At 69.1% G+C, this 18,769-nt stretch carries 19 protein-coding genes and 1 tRNA gene; 9 read left to right on the top strand and 11 right to left on the bottom strand.

Annotated features, from left to right (window positions below; all coding sequences use genetic code 11):
* Positions 1 to 21 precede the first annotated feature (21 nt).
* Positions 22 to 822: an NUDIX domain-containing protein gene (locus Q8Q77_RS08745; RefSeq protein WP_305583204.1), complete on the top strand. Its 801-nt coding sequence runs from the start codon at positions 22 to 24 to the stop codon at positions 820 to 822.
* 1 nt (position 823) lies between these two features.
* The gene (locus Q8Q77_RS08750) at positions 824 to 1,108 is read left to right on the top strand and encodes a hypothetical protein (protein ID WP_305583184.1); all 285 of its coding nucleotides are present in this window, start codon (positions 824 to 826) and stop codon (positions 1,106 to 1,108) included.
* Here the strand turns inward: Q8Q77_RS08750 and Q8Q77_RS08755 are convergent, their stop codons facing one another.
* The 3 genes from Q8Q77_RS08755 to Q8Q77_RS08765 all read right to left on the bottom strand — a co-directional run bounded on the left by Q8Q77_RS08755 (position 1,109) and on the right by Q8Q77_RS08765 (position 3,622).
* Entirely contained in the window at positions 1,109 to 1,591 is a 483-nt protein-coding gene (locus tag Q8Q77_RS08755) for an Hpt domain-containing protein (RefSeq protein ID WP_305583186.1), read from the bottom strand.
* Between the two features lie 76 nt (positions 1,592 to 1,667).
* On the bottom strand, positions 1,668 to 2,450 hold the full coding sequence (locus Q8Q77_RS08760) for an NAD kinase (protein WP_305583188.1): 783 nt from the start codon (positions 2,448 to 2,450) through the stop codon (positions 1,668 to 1,670).
* A gap of 29 nt (positions 2,451 to 2,479) precedes the next feature.
* On the bottom strand, positions 2,480 to 3,622 hold the full coding sequence (locus Q8Q77_RS08765) for a DUF2336 domain-containing protein (protein ID WP_371130433.1): 1,143 nt from the start codon (positions 3,620 to 3,622) through the stop codon (positions 2,480 to 2,482).
* Positions 3,623 to 3,747: 125 nt separating this feature from the next.
* On the opposite strand from Q8Q77_RS08765, the gene glpK reads away from it, so the two are divergent.
* The gene (glpK, locus tag Q8Q77_RS08770) at positions 3,748 to 5,244 is read left to right on the top strand and encodes a glycerol kinase GlpK (protein ID WP_305583191.1); all 1,497 of its coding nucleotides are present in this window, start codon (positions 3,748 to 3,750) and stop codon (positions 5,242 to 5,244) included.
* Between the two features lie 59 nt (positions 5,245 to 5,303).
* Positions 5,304 to 5,498, top strand: a complete 195-nt coding sequence (locus Q8Q77_RS08775; RefSeq protein ID WP_305583192.1) for a hypothetical protein — start codon at positions 5,304 to 5,306, stop codon at positions 5,496 to 5,498.
* A 1-nt stretch (position 5,499) separates the two neighbouring features.
* On the opposite strand, the gene Q8Q77_RS08780 is transcribed toward Q8Q77_RS08775, so the two are convergent.
* On the bottom strand, positions 5,500 to 6,108 hold the full coding sequence (locus tag Q8Q77_RS08780) for a CHRD domain-containing protein (RefSeq protein ID WP_305583193.1): 609 nt from the start codon (positions 6,106 to 6,108) through the stop codon (positions 5,500 to 5,502).
* 282 nt (positions 6,109 to 6,390) lie between these two features.
* Between Q8Q77_RS08780 and Q8Q77_RS08785 the strand changes: the two genes are divergently transcribed.
* The 3 genes from Q8Q77_RS08785 (at position 6,391) to Q8Q77_RS08795 (ending at position 11,767) form a co-directional block, all read left to right on the top strand.
* Positions 6,391 to 7,161: a class II aldolase/adducin family protein gene (locus Q8Q77_RS08785; RefSeq protein WP_305583194.1), complete on the top strand. Its 771-nt coding sequence runs from the start codon at positions 6,391 to 6,393 to the stop codon at positions 7,159 to 7,161.
* 239 nt (positions 7,162 to 7,400) lie between these two features.
* The gene (locus Q8Q77_RS08790) at positions 7,401 to 8,603 is read left to right on the top strand and encodes an efflux RND transporter periplasmic adaptor subunit (protein WP_305583195.1); all 1,203 of its coding nucleotides are present in this window, start codon (positions 7,401 to 7,403) and stop codon (positions 8,601 to 8,603) included.
* Positions 8,603 to 11,767: an efflux RND transporter permease subunit gene (locus tag Q8Q77_RS08795; RefSeq protein WP_305583205.1), complete on the top strand. Its 3,165-nt coding sequence runs from the start codon at positions 8,603 to 8,605 to the stop codon at positions 11,765 to 11,767. Before Q8Q77_RS08790 ends, Q8Q77_RS08795 begins: the two co-directional genes overlap by 1 nt.
* A 174-nt stretch (positions 11,768 to 11,941) precedes the next feature.
* Here the strand turns inward: Q8Q77_RS08795 and Q8Q77_RS08800 are convergent, their stop codons facing one another.
* The 4 genes from Q8Q77_RS08800 to Q8Q77_RS08815 form a co-directional block, all read right to left on the bottom strand.
* Positions 11,942 to 12,415 (bottom strand): cytochrome c family protein, encoded by a 474-nt coding sequence (locus tag Q8Q77_RS08800; RefSeq protein ID WP_305583206.1) that lies wholly within the window; start codon positions 12,413 to 12,415, stop codon positions 11,942 to 11,944.
* Positions 12,416 to 12,458: 43 nt separating this feature from the next.
* Positions 12,459 to 12,944 (bottom strand): YaiI/YqxD family protein, encoded by a 486-nt coding sequence (locus Q8Q77_RS08805; RefSeq protein WP_305583196.1) that lies wholly within the window; start codon positions 12,942 to 12,944, stop codon positions 12,459 to 12,461.
* 132 nt (positions 12,945 to 13,076) lie between these two features.
* Positions 13,077 to 13,757: a PEPxxWA-CTERM sorting domain-containing protein gene (locus Q8Q77_RS08810; protein ID WP_305583197.1), complete on the bottom strand. Its 681-nt coding sequence runs from the start codon at positions 13,755 to 13,757 to the stop codon at positions 13,077 to 13,079.
* Positions 13,758 to 13,970: 213 nt separating this feature from the next.
* A tRNA-Thr gene (locus tag Q8Q77_RS08815) sits at positions 13,971 to 14,046 on the bottom strand.
* A 105-nt stretch (positions 14,047 to 14,151) separates the two neighbouring features.
* Here Q8Q77_RS08815 and Q8Q77_RS08820 point away from each other — a divergent pair.
* A complete protein-coding gene (locus Q8Q77_RS08820; protein ID WP_305583198.1) occupies positions 14,152 to 15,564 on the top strand; it encodes an amidase in 1,413 nt (470 codons plus the stop codon).
* A gap of 18 nt (positions 15,565 to 15,582) precedes the next feature.
* On the opposite strand, the gene Q8Q77_RS08825 is transcribed toward Q8Q77_RS08820, so the two are convergent.
* Together Q8Q77_RS08825 and Q8Q77_RS08830 are read right to left on the bottom strand one after the other, a co-directional pair.
* Complete coding sequence (locus tag Q8Q77_RS08825; protein WP_305583199.1) at positions 15,583 to 16,026, bottom strand: DUF1801 domain-containing protein; 444 nt, start codon at positions 16,024 to 16,026, stop codon at positions 15,583 to 15,585.
* Positions 16,023 to 17,075 carry an SDR family oxidoreductase gene (locus Q8Q77_RS08830; protein WP_305583200.1) on the bottom strand — a complete coding sequence of 351 codons (1,053 nt, stop codon included), beginning with the start codon at positions 17,073 to 17,075 and terminating at the stop codon, positions 16,023 to 16,025. Before Q8Q77_RS08830 ends, Q8Q77_RS08825 begins: the two co-directional genes overlap by 4 nt.
* 83 nt (positions 17,076 to 17,158) lie before the next feature.
* Here Q8Q77_RS08830 and Q8Q77_RS08835 point away from each other — a divergent pair, with 83 nt between their 5' ends.
* Positions 17,159 to 17,722, top strand: coding sequence for a TetR/AcrR family transcriptional regulator (locus Q8Q77_RS08835; RefSeq protein ID WP_305583201.1), 564 nt, complete (start codon positions 17,159 to 17,161; stop codon positions 17,720 to 17,722).
* A 12-nt stretch (positions 17,723 to 17,734) separates the two neighbouring features.
* Here the strand turns inward: Q8Q77_RS08835 and Q8Q77_RS08840 are convergent, their stop codons facing one another.
* Positions 17,735 to 18,523, bottom strand: coding sequence for an ABC transporter permease (locus tag Q8Q77_RS08840; protein WP_305583202.1), 789 nt, complete (start codon positions 18,521 to 18,523; stop codon positions 17,735 to 17,737).
* Between the last annotated feature and the right edge of the window lie 246 nt (positions 18,524 to 18,769).

Genomic DNA, 18,769 nt, shown 5'->3' on the forward strand with positions numbered 1-18,769 from the left:
GACCTCGCGTCAGCCTTGCCTATGGACGCCGGGGCGCCCAAGCTGGCGGGCATGACCCAGGACATCAAGCCCGCCGCCACTATCCTGCTGCTGCGCGACGACCCGACCTTTGAAGTGTTGATGGTCAAGCGTCACCACCAGATCGATTTCGCCTCCGGCGCCCTGGTGTTCCCGGGCGGCAAGAGCCACGCCGGCGATCACGATCCCGCCTGGGAGGGCCATGTCCTCGGTTGGGACGATTTCGACGCCGACCAGCGGGGCCTGCGGATCGCGGCGATCCGCGAAGTGTTCGAGGAGGCCGGCATCCTGCTGGGTGAGCGTCTGGACGGCTCGCCGATCGGCGGCGAGGCCTGCCCGATGGAGGTGCGCCGCGCGGTGGACGTCGGGACGACAGCGTTCCTGGATGTCGTCAAGGACCTGGGCGTGCGCCTCGATCTCAACGCGCTCACCATCTTCGCGCGTTGGATCACCCCGCCGCTGACGCCCAAACGGTTCGACACCTGGTTCTATGCGGTGAACGCGCCCGCCGACCAGGTCGCCGCCTGCGACGGACACGAGACGGTGGACGCCGAGTGGATCGAACCCCAGGAGGTCCTGCGCCTGGCCGCGGCCGGCGAGCGCAAGGTGATCTTCCCGACCCGCATGAACGTCCAGCTGCTGGCGGAGGCCGACAGCGCCGCAGACTGCATCGCCCGCGCCAACGGCCGCACCCTGGTCACCGTCGAGCCCCAGATCCGCGATAGCGCGGACGGCAAGGTGCTGGTCCTGCCGCCGGACGCCGGCTACGGCGTGGTGGCCGAACCGCTCTCCAGCGTGATGTGACGTGCGCGCGCTGCTGCTCACGCCGGTGGCTGTGTTGGCGGCGGGGTGCGGTTCGCTGTCGGAGGGCCAGGCTGAGCGCGCGCACGCCAGCCGGATTCAGGAGGCGGTCAGCGCCTACGAGACGGCCCGGCGGGGCGGCGACATCCTGGACATGTGCGTCAAGGCCAAGCTGACGGCCATCGCCTATGAGGACGCAAAGCAGAGCGCCAATCATCTGGCGTGGAAGGCGCGCGAAAGCGAGGATTGCCGGGCGGCCTACGCCGCCATGGCGCCGGCGGCGGAGTGATCAGGCGCCGGCTTCGGCGACCTTGCGTTCCAGCTCGGTGATCAGGGCGTTGCCCACCGGATGCTCGTCGGTCTTGATGTCGTCGCGCACGGCGGCCTTGATGGCGTCGATATGGGCGTCGACCAGGGCCATGGAGACGATCAGGCGCTTGTCCTTGTCGTCGATCAGTCGGCACAGCGAGGCGCCGATCCGGGTGATCAGCGGGAATTCGTATGTGCTCCCCAGGCCCTTCAGGTCATGGGCGCGGAGATAGAGCGTTTCCATGGTCTCGGCCGAGACGCCCTCGGCGCGGACCTTCTGGCGGGAGGCGTCCAGCTTGACGACCTCGTCCGACAGCCACTGGGAGAAGTTGCCCGACAGGCTCTTGAGCGCCGCCTCGGCCTTGGCGATGGCGCTCGGGTCGATCGCACCGAACCGGCCCCCGACCTTCAGCCGGAGATTGTTGGGCACGGGGATGACCTGACCCGGATTCTGCTGGCTCACGGAGCGCCTCCTACACAGTCATTCACAGACTAAGGCGCATCCGTTAACAACGAATGGAGTTGGCAACCCTCGGGCGTCAAACGGAAAACTGCTCCGCCAGAACGCGCTCCTCGAGGCTCCGGCCGGCGTCGAACAGCATGTGCAGGGCCATTTCGCGGTCTTCGGCGATGTGGACCTCCACCACGTCGCGGACCTCGAAATTGTCGGCGACGGCGCTCACCGGACGCTTGTCGGCCTCCATGATCTCGAACTTCACTCGCGCGGTGTGGGCCAGCAGGGCGCCGCGCCAGCGGCGGGGCCGGAAGGCGCTGATGGGGGTGAGGGCCAGCACACGGGCGTCCAACGGGATGATCGGGCCGTGCGCGGAGAGGTTGTAGGCGGTGGAACCGGCCGGCGTTGAGACCAGGGCGCCGTCGCAGGAGAGCTCGCCCAGCCGCACCTTGCCGTCGATGGAGATGCGCAGCTTGGCGGTCTGGCGGGTCTGGCGCAGCAGGCTGACCTCGTTGATCGCCACCGCCCGGTGTTCGCGGCGATCGGCGTCGATGGCGGTCATGGACAGCGGATGGATCACCGCCCGCTCGGCGGCGTTGATCCGCTCCAGCAGGGCGTCCTCGCTATACTCGTTCATCAGGAAGCCGACCGAGCCGCGGTTCATCCCGTAGATCGGCCGATCCCCCGAGAGGTTGTCGTGCAGGGTCTCCAGCATGAAGCCGTCGCCGCCGAGCGCCACGATCGCCTGGGCCTCGGTGCGAGAGGCTTGGCCATAGCGGGCGATCAGCGCCTCGCACGCCTCCTGGGCCTCGGGCCGGTCGCTGGCGGTGAAGGCCAGGCGGGTGAGGAAGGGCTCAGGTTTGAACATCGGCGGTCAAAAGCCCTTGGATCGCGGATTCAGTCAACCGGGCAACTGGTCGATCCAGCGGGTGCGAGCGCTTGACGGAAGGCCGCGCCAGCCACCTCCGCGCCAAAGGGTCCGAACGCGCCCCCGGCGCGGCGGGCCGCTTCGGCCCCGCCGCCGGGGCGGCCGCCGTTCAGGTCACGGATCAGTTCCAGGATGGTCGGGAAGACGCTGCGGTCGATGCTCACCGAGGCGCAGGCGAGCGCCAGCAGCTCGGGGCGATCGGAGTTCAGCGCCCGGCGAACCTGGGCCTGCTCGAAACCGCCCAGGATCGCCAGGCCGCCGACGAAGAGGTCGAGCTTGCCCTCCCGCAGCGCACGCAGCAGGTAGCCGGGACGCAGCTGCCCGGCCGCGTTCAGCTTGGCCAGGAGCTGGGCCTCCATCTCCTCGCGCTCACCTTCGCGATGGACCACGAAGGCGCCGTCGGCCGAGGAGGGCTGGCCGCCATGGGCTTCGCGGACCGACTCGCCCAGCGCTGCGTCCAGGGCCGCGGCGTCCATGCGGAAGCGCGCGACCAGGGCCTGACGCATCGACTGGCCGACCCAGACATAGAGCTTGCGGGCCAGATCGTCGGTCAGGGCTGGGTGGTGCGAGAGCGGCGCGCGCAGGGCCACGATGCGTTCGGACTCGGCGACCAGGCGGCCCATGTCGTGGGGGTTCACCTGGGCGGTGAAGTTGCCGGCGAGCGCGGTGAGAACCGCCGGTTCGTGCTGCTGCAGGATGGCGGCGACCACTGGCGGACCGAGATTGGGACGCCGCGCCACCTCGATCTGGTGTTCGATGGTGGCCTCGACCAGCAGGCGCACCAGGTCGTGATCGCGCAGCACCGGGCTGCCGGCGATGATCGGGCGGGCGATCTCGATGTCGTCGAGCGCCAGGACGTTGACCAGGGCCGGGGGCGCCCAGTCGGCCCGGGCCAGCTTGTGGGCCAGCCGTGCGCGGATATCGCGCTCGGCCTCGACCACCAGGTCCATGAAGATGGAGTTGAGCAGGCTCTGGATCGGCGGCGAGGTCATCAGCGCTCGCGCGCCTTCGCCCGCGTCACAGAGGTCGGCGATGGCTAGCAGCAGGCGCTCGCGATCCGCGGGCGTCCGGCTCTTGGCCAGGCCCAGGATCTCGTCGGCTTTCGCGGCCACGCTCAAACTCGGAACTCCCGCTGCCCAAGCTGGCGAATCTGCCCGGGAGCGATGAAAACATGGTTAGAAGGCGCTGACCATGAAAGGCCCCAAGGGCCGCTGGCGCCGCAGGGAGCGATACGAGGATGGCTGAACCGTTGATCTTGGCCCTGGACCAGGGCACGACCTCGACCCGCGCCATCCTGTTCGACGCCAAGGGCGCGCCGCTGGCCGACGCCGGCCGGCCGCTGGAGCAGTTCTACCCCGAGGATGGCTGGGTCGAACATGACGCCGAGCAGATCTTCGAAACCTGTGTCGAGGTGCTGCGCGAGGCCGTCGAGAAGGCCGGGCGCTCAATGGCCGACGTCACCGCCATAGGGGTCACCAACCAGCGCGAGACGGTGGTGATCTGGGACAAGGTCACCGGCAAGCCGATCCATAAGGCGATCGTCTGGCAGGACCGGCGCACGGCGCCCACCTGCGAACGGCTGCGCGCCGCGGGACTGGAGCCTCGGGTCACCAGCATCACCGGCCTGTTGCTCGACCCCTATTTCTCCGGAACCAAGATCGCCTGGCTGCTGGGCGCTGTCCCCGGCGCCAGGGGCCGCGCCCAGGCCGGCGAGCTGCTGGTCGGGACCATGGACAGTTGGGTGATCTGGAAGCTGACCGGCGGCGCGGTCCATGCCACCGACGCCACCAACGCCTCGCGCACCCTGCTGTTCGACCTGAAGACCCAGGCCTGGTCGAGCGAGATGCTGGACATGCTGGACGTGCCCGCCGCCCTGCTGCCCGAGGTGCTGGACTGCGCCGACGACTATGGGACGACCTTGCCCGAACTGTTGGGCGCGGCGGTTCCCATCCGCGGCGTGGCCGGAGATCAGCAGGCGGCGCTGATGGGACAGGGCTGCATCCGCGCCGGCGAGATGAAGGCCACCTACGGCACCGGCTGCTTCATGCTGGTCAACACCGGCGAGCATCTGGCCCCCTCCCGTTCGCGGCTGCTGACCACGGTGGCGGCGCGGTTGAACGGACGGGCGACCTACGCCCTGGAAGGCTCGATCTTCATCGCCGGCGCGGCCCTGCAATGGGTCAACGAAGGGCTCGGCGTGGCGGGCGGCGGCTCGGGCGTCGAGGCCCTGGCCCAGACCGCCAAGGAAGATCACGGCGTGGTCATGGTCCCGGCCTTCACCGGGCTGGGCGCGCCCTGGTGGGACGCCGGGGCGCGGGGCGCGATCTTCGGCCTGACGCGGGACGCGGGGCTCGCCGAGATCGCCGAGGCCGCCTTCGACGCCTGCGCCCTGCAGACCCGTGACCTGATCGAAGCCATGCGGGCCGATGCGCCGGGGGCCTTCGGGGCTCAAGTGGAGCTGCGGATCGACGGGGGCATGGCGCGCAGCAAGTGGTTCAGCCAACGCCTGGCCGACCTCACCGGGGTGGCGGTCGGACGGGTCAGCTTCCAGGAGATGACGGCGCTGGGGGCGGCCCTGTTCGCCGGCATCGGGGCGGGGATCTACGCCAACGCCGAGGAGGCGACCGCCGCGCGCGCCCAGACCGAGCGTTTCGAGCCGAAGCTCGACGGCCACGGCCGCGAGCAGGCCTACGCCCGGTGGCTGGACGCCGTGGCCCGCGTTCGCGCCAACTGAGGCGGGAACCTCACGGGGCGCCGCCCGCTTCCTCCTGGCAGGCAGACCAGGAGGCGATGATGGCCGACAACAACCAGATCCAGGGCGAAGGGGACTACAAAGCCGCGCGCCGGTTCCGCAAGGAACAGGAAGCGTTCGCGAAGACCGGCCCGGTCGAGCAGAAAGCCAAGGAGGCCGAGGCCGCCTTGGACACGCCCGAGGGCGAGGAGTTGGAGCGCGCCCGGCGTGAGTCCGCCGCCAAGCGCGCCCAGTAGTTCAAGCCAGGGCGGCGAGGGTCCGGTCGCGGCGGCGGCGCAGCGCCGTCCCGGCCAGGCCGAAGCCGGTGATCATCAGGGCCCACGTCTGGGGTTCGGGAACCACGCTCAACTGACCGCGGATCTCACCGCCCGGGTACACCGTGGTGTGCAGGTTGAAATAGGAATCCTCCGCCTTCATCCCGGCGTAGAGGGCGGCGAACGCACCGGCTGCCGTCCCGCCGCTGGCGGTGATGAAGCCGGGCCTGTAGCTGCTGGCGTCTGTCATGTCGAAGACGTGGAAGTAGCTGCCGCTGGTCACCCCGCTTGGGAAGCCCGTGAAGGTCGGGACAGTGGTGGCCACCCCGACATTGGTGCCCTCCGGCGCGCAGCAGTGGATGTGGGCCGCGGTGACCAGGCCGGTCAGGCCGGTGAAGTCCGCCGAGACCGTCATGGTCAGCAGGACATCGTCTATGGCCACCAGCACATCGCCGCTGCCAAGGCTGGCGACAGGGGGCACCTCACTGCTCCCGGACAGGGTCGTGCCGAAATAGACGATGGCGGCGTCAGCCGAACCGGCGACGGCGAGAAACGCGGCTGCGGCGCTCGCCGCCAGCAATCTACGAGACATTTTGACCTCCCAGGTCCGATGAAAGCCCAAGTCGAGAATAAGGGTCACGCCCGAGGCCCGTGAGCAAACAGCCGGACGATCGCAAAGTTGGACCGCGGGTGCGCCGGACACAGGCTCTCTGAGCAGATACGCGCGAAGCGCCACAAGGATGCGTCGCGTACCGTTGTTCTCGCACTTGGCGTCGCGCGGACGGGTTCGAACATCCGTTTGACGCGGAGCCTTGACGCTAGGACCCCGCGGCGCGACCCTAGTGATCAAGGGTCACATGCAAGGGAGGCCGCCATGGCCGACGGTTCGCTGGCGAACGTGAGTTCGCTCAAGGGCAAGGTCAGCGCCGAGGAGTGGCAAGCGCGGGTCGATCTCGCCGCGCTCTACCGGCTGGTGGCCCTGCACGGCTGGGACGACGCCATCTACACTCACATCTCCGCCCGCATCCCGGGGCCGGAGCACCACTTCCTCATCAACCCCTACGGCATGTATTTCGGCGAGATCACCGCCTCGTCGCTGGTGAAGATCGACCTGGAGGGGAACATCCTCCAGGAGACCCCGTATTTCATCAATCCGGCGGGGTTCACGATCCATTCGGCGATCCACGCCGCGCGCGAAGACGCCCACTTCGTCATGCACCTGCACACCGATCAGGGCGTCGCGGTCTCGGCGCAGAAGGAAGGCCTGCTACCGCTGGCCCAGCATGCGGTGATCGTGCGCACCATGCTGGCCTATCACGACTATGAAGGCATCGCCCTGAACCTGGACGAGCGCGAGCGCCTGGTGGCCGACATCGGCGACAAGCACGTCATGCTGTTGCGCAACCACGGCACGCTCGCCGTGGGCTCCAGCGCGGCCGACTGCTGGATCCGCATGTTCTACCTGGAGCGCGCCTGCAAGCAGCAGGTCATGGCGCTGTCGGCGGGCCGCGAGAACGTGCTGTTCGCGCCGGAGGAAGCGCAGGCCGAGGTCGGGTTGCAACTGTCCCGCGGCCTGGGCGGCGGCCTGGCCTGGCCCGGCGCGTTGCGTCAACTGGACCGCGCGCTGCCCGGCTACGACGCCTGAGTCGCGCGCAAGTCGTTGGATAGAATGGGCGCTCCTCATGGGGCGCCCATATTCTTTGCGGCACATGGTCTCGTCCTGACCGGATTGGGCGTAACCTCGCGGCGCCGGCGTTCTATTTCAGACCAGACACGCGAAGCCATCGTTCTGTCACTGGACGGCGCCTATGTGGACCCCATAAGACCGGCGGGAATTTTCATCCTTCCCGCCCGTATTTCGCGGCCTTCCGGAGTTCCAGTCGCTTGATCAGACGCCACTTCTTCCTCGTCGGCGCCCTCGTCGTCCTCGCCTTGATGGTCGTGGCCGGTGGCTGGAAGCTGACTCTGGGCAAGAAGGAGGGGCCGGGCGGTCCGCCTGGCGCGGCCATGGCGGCGCAGAAGGGCGGCGGCGGGCCGACGGGCAAGGGCGGCGGCGGTCGTGGTCCCGGCGGCGGCGGCGGCCCCGCCCAGGTCTCCGTGGCGCTGGTCGTATCCAAGGTGTTCATCGATTCCATCGACGTGATCGGCGTGGCCAAGGGCCGGCAGTCGGTCACCCTGACCGCGGCGGCGACCCAGCTGGTCGATCGCGTGCGCTTCACCGACGGCCAGGCCGTGGCCAAGGGTGCGGTGCTGGTCGAACTGAAGGACACCGAGCAGAACGCGGGCCTGGCCCAGGCCCAAGCGCGCCTTGTCCAGGCCCAGCGCGACTTCGACCGCTGGAAGGCGCTCGCAGCCCAGGGCTACGCCTCCAAGACCGCGCTGGATCAGCGCGAAGCGACCTATCTGGCCGCCCGCGCCGACGTCCAGGCCGCTCAGGCCCGCCAGGCCGACCGCACCATCCGCGCCCCGTTCGCCGGCGTCGTCGGCCTGTCTGATATCGCTCCGGGCGCCTTGATCAACCCAGGCGCGGCCATCGTCACCCTGGACGACGTCAGCGCAGTGCGGGTCGATTTCGAGGTCCCGGACCGCTACCTCGCCTCGCTCCGCGAGGGCCAGCTGATCTACGCCAAGACCGACGCCTATCCCGGGGAGACCATCCAGGGGCGGATCGCCAAGCTGGACAGCCGCATCGATGAGCGTACCCGCTCGATCACCGCCCGGGCCGAGTTCGCCAATCCCGGCCGCAAGCTGAAGCCCGGCATGATGATGCGGGTGGCCATATCGCGTGGCCAGCGCCAGGCGCTCGCCGCGCCGGAGGCGGCCGTCGCCGTGCAGGGCGACAGCGCCTTCGTCTACGTGCTGGCCAAGCGCGGTGAGGCGACCATGGCCGAGCAGCGTCCGGTGATCACCGGGGTGCGCCAGGACGGCTTCGTCGAGATTCGTGAGGGCGTGGCCGCGGGCGACCGGATCGTCGCCGACGGCCTCAACAAGATCCAACCCGGTCAGCCGGTGCGTATCGCCAGCCAGGGCGGACGTCCGAGCGGCGCGAGCCAGCCAGGGGCGCGCGGGCCGCGGCCCGGGGCATGATGCTCTCCGACCTCTCCGTCCGCCGGCCGGTGTTCGCCGCAGTCGCGGCGATCATCCTGTGCGTCGTCGGCGTGGCCTCGTTCCTGTCGCTGACGGTGCGCGAGCTGCCCAGCGTCGATCCGCCGGTGGTCTCGATCTCCACCAACTATCGCGGCGCCTCGGCCGAGGTGGTCGAGGAGCGGATCACCGAGGTGATCGAGCGCCAGATCTCGGGCATCCAGGGCATCGACCGCGTCAACTCGTCCTCGCGGGACGGCCAGTCGCGGATCAACATCTCCTTCAGGCTCGACCGCGACCTGGACGATGCGGCCAACGACGTTCGCGACGCGGTCAGCCGGGTCGCCGCCAACTTGCCGCTGCAGGCTGACCCGCCGCAGATCGCCAAGGCCACCGCCGACGGCGCGCCGATCATCTTTGTCTCGTTCTCCTCGACCACGCTGAACCGCCTGCAGCTCTCAGACTACGCCAACCGCTACCTGGTGGAGCGGTTCTCGACGATCCCCGGCGTCGCCCAGGTCGGCGTGGGCGGTCTCCAGCTCTATTCGATGCGCATCTGGCTCGACCCCGACGCCATGGCCGCCCGCGGCATCACGGTGGACGACGTCGAAACCGCCCTGAACACCCAGAACCTGGAACTGCCGGCGGGCGCCCTGGAGGCGCCCAGCAAGGACTTCACCATCCGGGTGGGACGCGGCTATTCCACGCCGGCGGAGTTCGCCCAGATGCCGGTGGTGGCCTCCGGCGCACGAGCCGCCGCCGCCGCGACGGGCGCCTCGACCCAGGAATACATCACCCGCCTGGGCGATATCGCCAGGGTGGAGGAGGGGCCCGACGAGCGGCGTCGTTCGTTCCGGTCCAACGGCCGCGAGCAGGTGGGCATCGCCATCACCCGCCAGTCCCAGGCCAACGACCTGGAGATATCGGACGGGGTCAACGCGATCCTGCCGGAGCTGAACAAGTCGCTGCCCAAGGGCACCAGCCTTCAGATCGCCGTCGACTTCACCGTGTTCACCCGCCACGCCATCGAAGAGGTGTGGATCAACATGGGCATCTCGCTGGCCCTGGTCGCCCTGGTGAACTTTGCGTTCCTGGGCACTTGGCGCGCGGCGCTGATCCCCTCGGTCGTGGCGCCGATCTGCATCCTGTCCACCTTCATCGTCATGGCGCCGCTCGGCTTCTCGCTGAACCTGCTGACCCTGCTGGCCCTGGTGCTGGCCATTGGTCTGGTGGTCGATGACGCCATCGTCGTGGTCGAGAACATCCAGCGGCGGATCGACGAGGGCGAACCGCCCATCGTCGCCGCCCAGCGCGGGGCGCGGCAGGTGTTCTTCGCGGTGATGGCCACCACCATCGTGCTGATCTCGGTCTTCGCGCCGCTGATGTTCCTGCCGGGCTTCACCGGCAAGCTGTTCGTGGAGCTGGCGGTGGCCATCGCCGCGGCCGTGGCCTTCTCGGCGCTGCTGGCGCTCAGCCTCTCGCCGATGCTGGCCTCCAAGCTGCTGCGGCCGGCCCAGGGCGAGGGCTTCATCGCGCGCAACGTCGACAACGCCATGGCCAAGGTGCGCAATTCCTATCACGCCTCCCTGGAGGCGCTGCTGGGCCGGCGCGAGGCCTCCATCGCCGGCGGCGTGCTGGTGGCGGTCCTGGCGCTCGCGGCGCTCGGCCTGTTCACGGTCCTGCCGCGCGAGCTGGTGCCGGACGAGGACCGGGGCCGTGTCGAACTCAATATCCAAGGCCCTGAAGGCGCGGGCTACGACTACACCCGCAAGGCCACAGGCCAGGTCGAGAGCCGGTTGAAGGGCCTGCTCGATGAGGGGGTGATCAGCCGCTACATCATCGGGGTCCCGCGCTTCAACGGAAACCAGTTCAACTCAGGCTTCGGCAACGCCGCCCTGGCCGAGGACGCCAAGATCACCTCCAACGAGCTGGCGGCCCAGCTCAACCGCGAGTTCTCCTCGATCACCTCGGTGCGGGCCATCGCCTCGGTGCGCGGCGGCCTGCAGCGCGGCGGGCCCGGCGGCGGCGGCGGCGGCGGGGTCGACGTCATCGTGGTCGGCAACGAGTATCCGGAGATCGAACGCTGGATCCAGCCGCTGCTGACCGCGGCCCAGGCCAATCCGGGCCTGGCCCGGGCGCGCATCGACTATGAGCCCACCAGCCCGCGTGTCCTGGTCAATATCGACCGGGAGAAGGCCGCGGCCCTGGGGGTTTCGGCCCAGGCGGTGGGCCGGGCCCTGGAGACCAATTTCGGCACCCGGCGGGTGACCACCTACATCAAGAACGGCCAGGAATACGACGTCATCCTGCAGACCGACCGGGCGCGCCGCCAGACCGAGCAGGACCTGGGCAACCTCTATGTCCGCACCCGCACCGGTGAGACCGTGCCGCTCGCCTCGCTGGTCACCACCGTGGTGCGCGGCGACACCCCTGACCGCGCCCGCGTCGACCGCCTGCGCTCGGTCACGCTCTCGGCCCAGCTCAACCCCGGCTATCCCGTGGGCGAGGCGGTGAAGTTCTTCGAGGGCGAGATCGCCAAGCAGCCGGCCGGGCCGCAGGTCAAGTGGGGCGGAATCGCCCGCGACTTCCTGGAGGCGGGCGGCGCCGTGGGCCTGGCCTTCGGCATGGCCCTGCTGCTGGTCTTCCTGGTGCTGGCCGCGCAGTTCGAGAGCTGGATCCATCCGGCGGTGATCATGCTGACCGTGCCGGTCGCAGCCCTCGGCGGGCTGTTCGGCCTGCTGATCGCGGGCTCCACCATCAACACCTACAGCCAGATCGGGCTGATCATCCTGGTGGGGATCGCCGCCAAGAACGGCATCCTGATCGTGGAGTTCGCCAATCAGCTGCGTGACGACGGCCTGACCATCCGCGAGGCGGTGATCGAGAGCGCCTCTCTGCGCCTGCGGCCGATCATCATGACCTCGATCTCGGCGGCGGCGGGCTCGATCCCGCTGATCGTCTGGGGCGGGGCCGGCGGCGAGAGCCGCAAGACGATCGGCGTGGTCATCTTCTTCGGGGCGATCTTCGCGACCCTGCTGACCCTGTTCATCGTGCCGGTGTTCTACAACATGCTGGCGCGCTTCACGAAGTCGCCCCAGGCCACCGCCCGGCGCATCGAAGCCTTCGAGGACGCCGAGCAGGCCCGCGCGGCCAACGCCGCGGAGTAGGCCAAGCCCAGATCCTCCTCCAGCGCGCAGCGCGATTTGGGGGAGGTGGATCGTCGCCTCTTTGCGACGATACGGCGGGGGTTGAAGCCCACAAGCAAGGGTCAAAGTTCCCCTCAGTCCGCCATTCGGCGGACAGCTCCCCCAGCGGGGGAGCATCCGGAAGCAGTCGGCTCCTTACGGCGCCGTGTAGCCGGACTCGACCTTCATGTAGGCGATCAGGTCGACACGGTCCTTGGGGTCCTTGAGGCCGGCGAAGGTCATCTTGGTGCCGGGCAAGAAGGTGCGCGGCTCGGCCAGCCATTTGTCCAGGTGCTCGCCGTCCCAGACGAAGCCGGCGGCCTTGACCGCGTCGGAATAGTTGTAGCCCTCAAGCGAGCCGGCCTTGCGGCCGAAGACGCCGTGCAGGTTCGGACCGGTCAGGTTGGCGCCGCCCGGAACGATGGTGTGGCACGACTTGCAGAGCCCGAACTTGCGCTTGCCGTTCTCGATGTCGGCGGTGTTGTAGGGCGCGGGCAGGGTGGCCACCAGGGCGGCCTTCTGCGCATCCGTCATCTCCGGGGCCGCGGCGGGCGCCGCGGGCGCCTCGGCCTTCTGGCCGCAGCCGGCCAGTAGGGCGCAGGCCCCAATCAAAATCGTCGCCGCGCGCATTGTCATGACCCAAACCTCTGCAATGGATTGATTGGCGTTCTAATCACGGCTGCGGGCGTTGCAAGGCGCGCCGGCGCCGTTCCTTCTGAATGATCTCGTCCAGCGCCTGGAGGAAGCGCGAGCGGTCGTTGCGGTCGAACGGCTTTGGACCGCCCAGGATGTCGCCGGTGGACCTCAACTGCTCCATCAGCGCCCGTTGGGCGATGGCCGCGCCGATGGAGTTCTCGGTGAACGGTTTGCCGTTGGGCGCCACCGCATGGGCGCCGGCCTGGAGCACCCGTTCGGCCAGGGGAATGTCGTTGGTCACCGCCACGTCGCCCGGCGCCACATGCTCGGCGATCCAGTCGTCGGCGACGTCGGGTCCGGCGTCGACGATCACCCGGGCGATCATCGGCGACTGGGGGATCATCATGAAGGCGTTGGAGACCACCCAGGTCTTGAGGCCGTAGCGCGCGGCGACCTTGTAGATCTCATCCTTCACCGGACAGGCGTCGGCGTCGATGAACACCTCGATGGGTTTGTCGGCCAAGGTGGGATCCTAGGTGGGCGTCGTCCCTCCATGCCTCGGGCGGCGGCGACCCTCAACGAAAAACGCCGCCGGTCCGGGGACCGACGGCGCTTCCAACGCTTACGCTTACTGTTACGCTACTGGCACTGAGACTTAGGCGAAGGCCGTCGCTTGCTTGCGACGAGCGCTGCGCGCCATCGAACCGACGCCGCCGAAGCCGATGATCATCATCGCCCAGGTCGCCGGTTCCGGAACCACCGAGCCGATATTGCTGATCTCGAAGGCGTCCGACTTCGAGAACAGGGTGAAGCCGGTGATCAGGTCGTCGGTCTGGAAGGTGAAGCGACCGTTGGTGTCGATGGCGTGACGATCGCCGTACTGCACCGCGCCCGAAACCACGCCCAGATCCGCACCGTCGAAGAAGTAGTCCCCGCTGGTGGTGTGGAAGGTGATGTGGTTGCCGGTGTCGAGCGAGCCGATGTAGAGGCTCACGCGCTTGGCGCCCGTGGTCGTGAAGGTGGCCGATTCACCGCCGGCGACGCTCAGATACTGGGTCTGATCGTCGTCGGTGGGGTGCACCGGGCCGAGGCCCGGAGCGGCGCTGGCGTCCGGCGAGCTGTGGTTGCCGGTGACCAGATCGCCGCCGACCAGGCTCCAACCCGGAGCGAGGGTGAGGGGGCCGTCGAAGTCGCTGACGAGGTATTCACCGGGGTTCAGGGCGGTTTGATAACCCCCGAACGCGGCGATCGTCACCGCGGCGTTGGCCGCCGTGGCGCCGATGCTGGCGGTCGCCGCGAAAACGGCCCCGACCAGGAGTTTCTTCAGAGTAGTCACGTTTGGAGTCTCCAATTGAGATTGTGTACCAGGTTCACACCCGAGCTCCGCAATGGGCGTGCCAACTCCTGGTTGGGGTTTAAGGGCTGCGCCGGGGTCTGCGGGCCAAGGACCGCGTTCGACTTCAACCCGCGATTGCGAAAGCGGGTGAGTTTGACCCAGGGCGTGGGGATGCCTTGCGGCGGCAGGGGTTCCGCTTCTGCGGAGCGTCGGTGGTGCCGGATGCAGGACTCGAACCCGCGACCTTCGGTTTACAAAACCGCTGCTCTACCAGCTGAGCTAATCCGGCCCTTGGACCGGCCGCTTATGAAGGCAAGCCGGCGGCTGACGCAAGGTCCCCGTTGGCCTTCGCGTCAGCCTGTGATCCCCTGGCGAAAACGCTGGGGAGAACGCCATGGACTTCGAAGACTACCGCAAGCACGACGCCGTGGGCCTGGCGGGCCTCGTGGCCAAGGGCGAGGTCAGCGCCTCGGAGCTGTTGGAGACGGCCGTCACCCGGATGGCGCAGGTCAATCCTGCGATCAACGCCGTCACCATGGACCTGACCGAATGGGGCCGCGCGGAGGCGAAGCGCGAGCCGACCCCCAGGGCGCTGTCGGGCGTGCCGTTCCTGCTGAAGGACCTCGGCGCGCAACTGGCTGGCTCGGCCACCAGCTCGGGCTCTGCGGTGTTCAAGGACCAGGCGGCCCAGGCCGACAGCGCCATCGTCACGTCCTACAAGCAGGCGGGGATGGTGATCTTCGGCAAGACCAACACCCCGGAGTTCGGTCTGATGCCGGTGACGGAACCGGCGCTGCTGGGCGCCTGCCGCAATCCTTGGGACGTCTCGCGCACCCCAGGCGGCTCGTCGGGCGGGGCGGCCTCGGCGGTGGCGGCGGGGATCGTACCGGCCGCTCACGCCAGCGACGGCGGCGGTTCGATCCGCACCCCTGCCTCGGCTTGCGGCCTGTTCGGCATGAAGCCCTCGCGCGGCCGGGTCTCCTTCGCGCCGATGGGCGAGGGCTGGGGCGGGGCCTCGATTCAGCATGCGGTGACCCGTTCGGTTCGCGATTCCGCCGTCCTGCTGGACGCGGTGTGCCGGCCCCAGGTCGGCGACCCCTATTTCCTGGCCCCGCCCGAGCGGCCCTTCGCGGGCGAGGTCGGGCGCGATCCGGGCAAGCTCGCCATCGGCTTCACCACCGCGGCCCTGGCCTCCGACGCCCTAGACCCTGAATGCAAGGCCGCGGTGCTGGAGGCGGCGCGGCTGTGCGAGGGCCTAGGCCACGTGGTCGAGGAGGTCGTCGTGCCGGGCGACCTGGCCGCCATGCAGCAGGGCGCCGGGGACGTGATCGGCGCCAGCATCGCCGCCACCCTGGAGGCCGAGGCCGAGCGGCGCGGCCGGGCCATCGAGCCCGACGAGGTCGAGGTGCTGACCTGGGCCATGTATCAGCGCGGCAAGCGGGTGACGGGCTCCAACTACGTCCGCGGCCTGGCGGCGATCCACGCCTATGGCCGAGCCGTGGCGGCGCTGTTCCAGCGTTATGACGTGCTGCTGCTCTCGACCCTGGGCAGCCCGGCCATTCCCATCGGCCACCTGACCGAGGACCTGCGCCAGTACACGCCGCGCCTGTTCGCCTTCATGCCGAACACCCAGGCCTTCAACAACACGGGCCAGCCGGCCATGACCGTGCCGTTGGCCTGGAGCCAGGGCGGCCTTCCTATCGGCATCCAGTTCGTTGGTCGGATGGGGGAGGAGGCGGGGCTGTTCCGCCTGGCGGGACAGCTGGAGCAGGCGCGGCCCTGGTTCAACCGCGTCGCACCGCTATAGGCGGCTCAGGCTTCTTCGCTACGCGGATGATCCGAGGCGCACCCGGATGTCCAGATACGCCGCCGCTATGAGCTCGCTCAGCGCGGCGGCGTTCGCCGGTGGGCCCAGCCGGAGCTTCACGTGCCGCATGCGTTTGCCCGCGCCTTCCAGGAGGCCCGCCGGGTCGTCGAGCTCCGCCCCGTAGAAGAAGCCGACGTTCACATGAGCCCTGAAGGCGTTGACGTATCCAAACGCCGCGTCCTCCACGCAGGCGACGGGGCAACCGTCATGCATGAGCTCACGGACATCGGCGCCGCAGCCGCGCATCTGCTCAAACCAGGTCCGTGCGATCGCCCGCAGTTCGTCGGCCGGCTCGGAGAGCCAGGCGTCGATCTCGCGGTCCAGTCGGACCTCACGGGAGAACCAGGAGTCGATCGCGGGGTCGTGTTCGACCGCGCCGGAAAGCCGGAAGAGCTGGCTCATCCCACCGCGACGCCGGCTTGAATTGGCCCGAGGCCTGGCCCCAGGTCCGCGAAGCCGAGCTTGGCGGCGAGTTGGCGCGCCCTGGCGGCATGGTCAGGTTCTCGGTGGATCTGCAGGTAGCGGGCGAGAACGAGGAACCGCTCGTTCGGATCGAGATCGCCGTCCCCTAGCGCCAACTCGGTGGTGACCTGCTCGAACATCGGATGGAAGGCCGGCCGGCGACCATCGACGTCGGTGAAGCCATAGACCTCGGCGAGGTCTGCGGCGAACAGCACCTGGCCCGCCTTCCGATGAACCTCGCGATCGGCGGCGAGGGCCGCCACGGCCCTGCCAACGAAGAAGGGGGACTCCGATTCGGCGAAGAACGGGTCCTTGGCGACGGCGTCGCGCCAGCTGGCCTCGGAGACGCCGAAATGGCTCAGCACCGCCTCGGAGCGCAGGAATCCCGGGCAGAGGGCCAGCGCCGTTACGCCGGTTCCGTGGAGGTCCCAGGCCATGGCGTAGCCCAGCCGGTTCACCGTGCTCTTCACCAGGTCGTAGAGCAGGTGACCGCGATAGCCCGCGTGGTGGCCGTCCGAGACCTCGACGATCAGCCCGCCGCCCTGTCGCAGCATGAGGGGCGCTGCGTGACGGGCGGTGATCATGTGACTGATGACTGCTTGGTCCACGAGGGCGCGGACCGTTCCGATGTCGAGCTCCCAGAACTTGGCGCTCCAGTCGATCATCGGGTCGCCGCCCCAGATGTCGTTGACGAGGATGTCCAGTCGCCCTCGCTCAGCCTCGACACGGGCGATCAGGGCGGCGACCTCGCCCTCGCGGGTGTGGTCGGTGCGGACCGCCACGCCCTCGCCGCCCTGTCCATCGACCAGCGCCGCGGTCTCCTCCAGGGTCTCCGGCCGGCCCATCGGCGAAACTTGGCCCGCGCCGCTCCGGCCGCTGCAGTAGACCACCGCGCCCGCCGCGCCGAGCATGCAGGCGATGCCGCGGCCCGCGCCGCGCGTCGCGCCGGCGACCAGCGCCACTTTGCCGTCCAGGGGTCGGTTCGCCATGCCTCCACCTCCGGCCCTTGGCGGCTCGGGCGAACCGCACTAGGCTGTTTGTGAGTGAACATTCATTCATAAAATAGGTCAAGATGCCTCGCCCTCGGCGGATCAGCGACGAAGACGTGCTTGCCGGGGCGTTGAGGGTGATGTTCCGCAAGGGGCCGGCCGAGTTCACCCTGGCGGCCGTGGCGGCGGAGGCGGGGATCGCCCCCCCGACCCTCGTGCAACGGTTCGGCGACAAACGGGGTCTGATCCTGCGCGCCCTGGCCCAGGACAACGGCGAGTTCGCCAGCGCCGTGGCCGAGGCGCCGCGGACGCGCGGGCGCGCCTCGGTGATCGCCCTGTTCGGGCTGCTCACACCTGACATCCAGGATCCGGACGTCTTGGCCACCGGACTGCTGTGGCTGCGCGAGGACTTCCGCGATCCGGCGCTGAACGCCCTGGCGCGCGAGCGCTGGAGGATGCTGCGCGAGGCGGTCGCCGAGCGGCTTCCACCCTTGCCCGTGTCGCCGGAACTCGCCGCCCGGCTGCTCGAGGCGCAGTGGCAGGGCGCGTTCAACCAGTGGGGCTTCTTCCGAGAGGGGAGCCTGCCGAACTTTGTCGCGGACTCCCTGGAAGCCTGGTTCGACCTCGCCGAGGCGCCCCGGCGCTGAGACGGTCCGGCTCTAGGCCGATTGGCGCCGGCGCATCTGGACGATGTAGGCGGCGATCACCCCCGTGGCCACCAGGCCGATCAGCAGGGTGGAGACGGCGTTGATCTCCGGGTTCACGCCCAGCCGCACCTGGCTGTAGATCCGCATCGGCAGGGTGGTGGCGCCGGGGCCCGAGGTGAAGCTGGCGATCACCAGGTCATCCAGCGACAGGGTGAAGGCCAGCATCCAGGCCGCGGCGACCGCGGGGGCGATATTGGGCAGGGTGATCACCAGGAAGGCCTTGAACGGCGGACAGCCGAGGTCCTGGGCGGCTTCCTCCAACTGCCGGTCGAAGGCCGCCAGCCGGGCCTGGATCACCACCGTCGCGTAGCAGAGGGTGACCGTGGCGTGGCCGACCACCACCGTCCAGAAGCCTCGCGGCAGGCCGAAGGCGACGAACAGCAGCAGCAGGGACAGGCCCAGCACCACCTCGGGCATGACCAGGGGCGCATAGACCATGCCAGCGAACAGGGTGCGGCCCTTGAACCGCCCGGCGCGGACCAGGGCGACTGCGGCCAAGGTTCCGAGGATCGTCGCCAGGGTCGCCGAGATCACGCCGACCCGGAAGGTGACCCAGATGGCGTCCAGAAGTTGTTCGTTCTTGAGCAGCGAGGCGTACCAGCGGGTGGAGAACCCGCCCCACACCGTGACCAGCCGGCTGGCGTTGAACGAATAGACCACCAGCAGGACGATCGGCAGGTAGAGGAAGCCGAAGCCGACCAGCAGCGAGACGCGGTTGAACGCCGTGAGGCCGCGCTTCATGTCGACGATGCTCCCCCTCTGGGGGAGCTGTCGGCGAAGCTGACTGAGGGGGACTTTGACTCTTTCCGCCGTGGATGAAGCCCCCTCCGTCTCGATGCTTCGCATCGATCCACCTCGTGTATTTGGCTTGCGCTAGATTTGCAGAGCGGCCGGCCGAGGCGCTCATCACGCCAGCGGCCGGCCGCCGCACCGTCGAGACCGTCGCCACCTAGGTTCACAGCCCGTGGGGGAGCTTGGGTCCGGCGG

It is taken from the genome of Phenylobacterium sp. (genome assembly GCF_030698145.1).
In the GTDB taxonomy this organism is placed as follows: Bacteria; Pseudomonadota; Alphaproteobacteria; order Caulobacterales; family Caulobacteraceae; genus Phenylobacterium.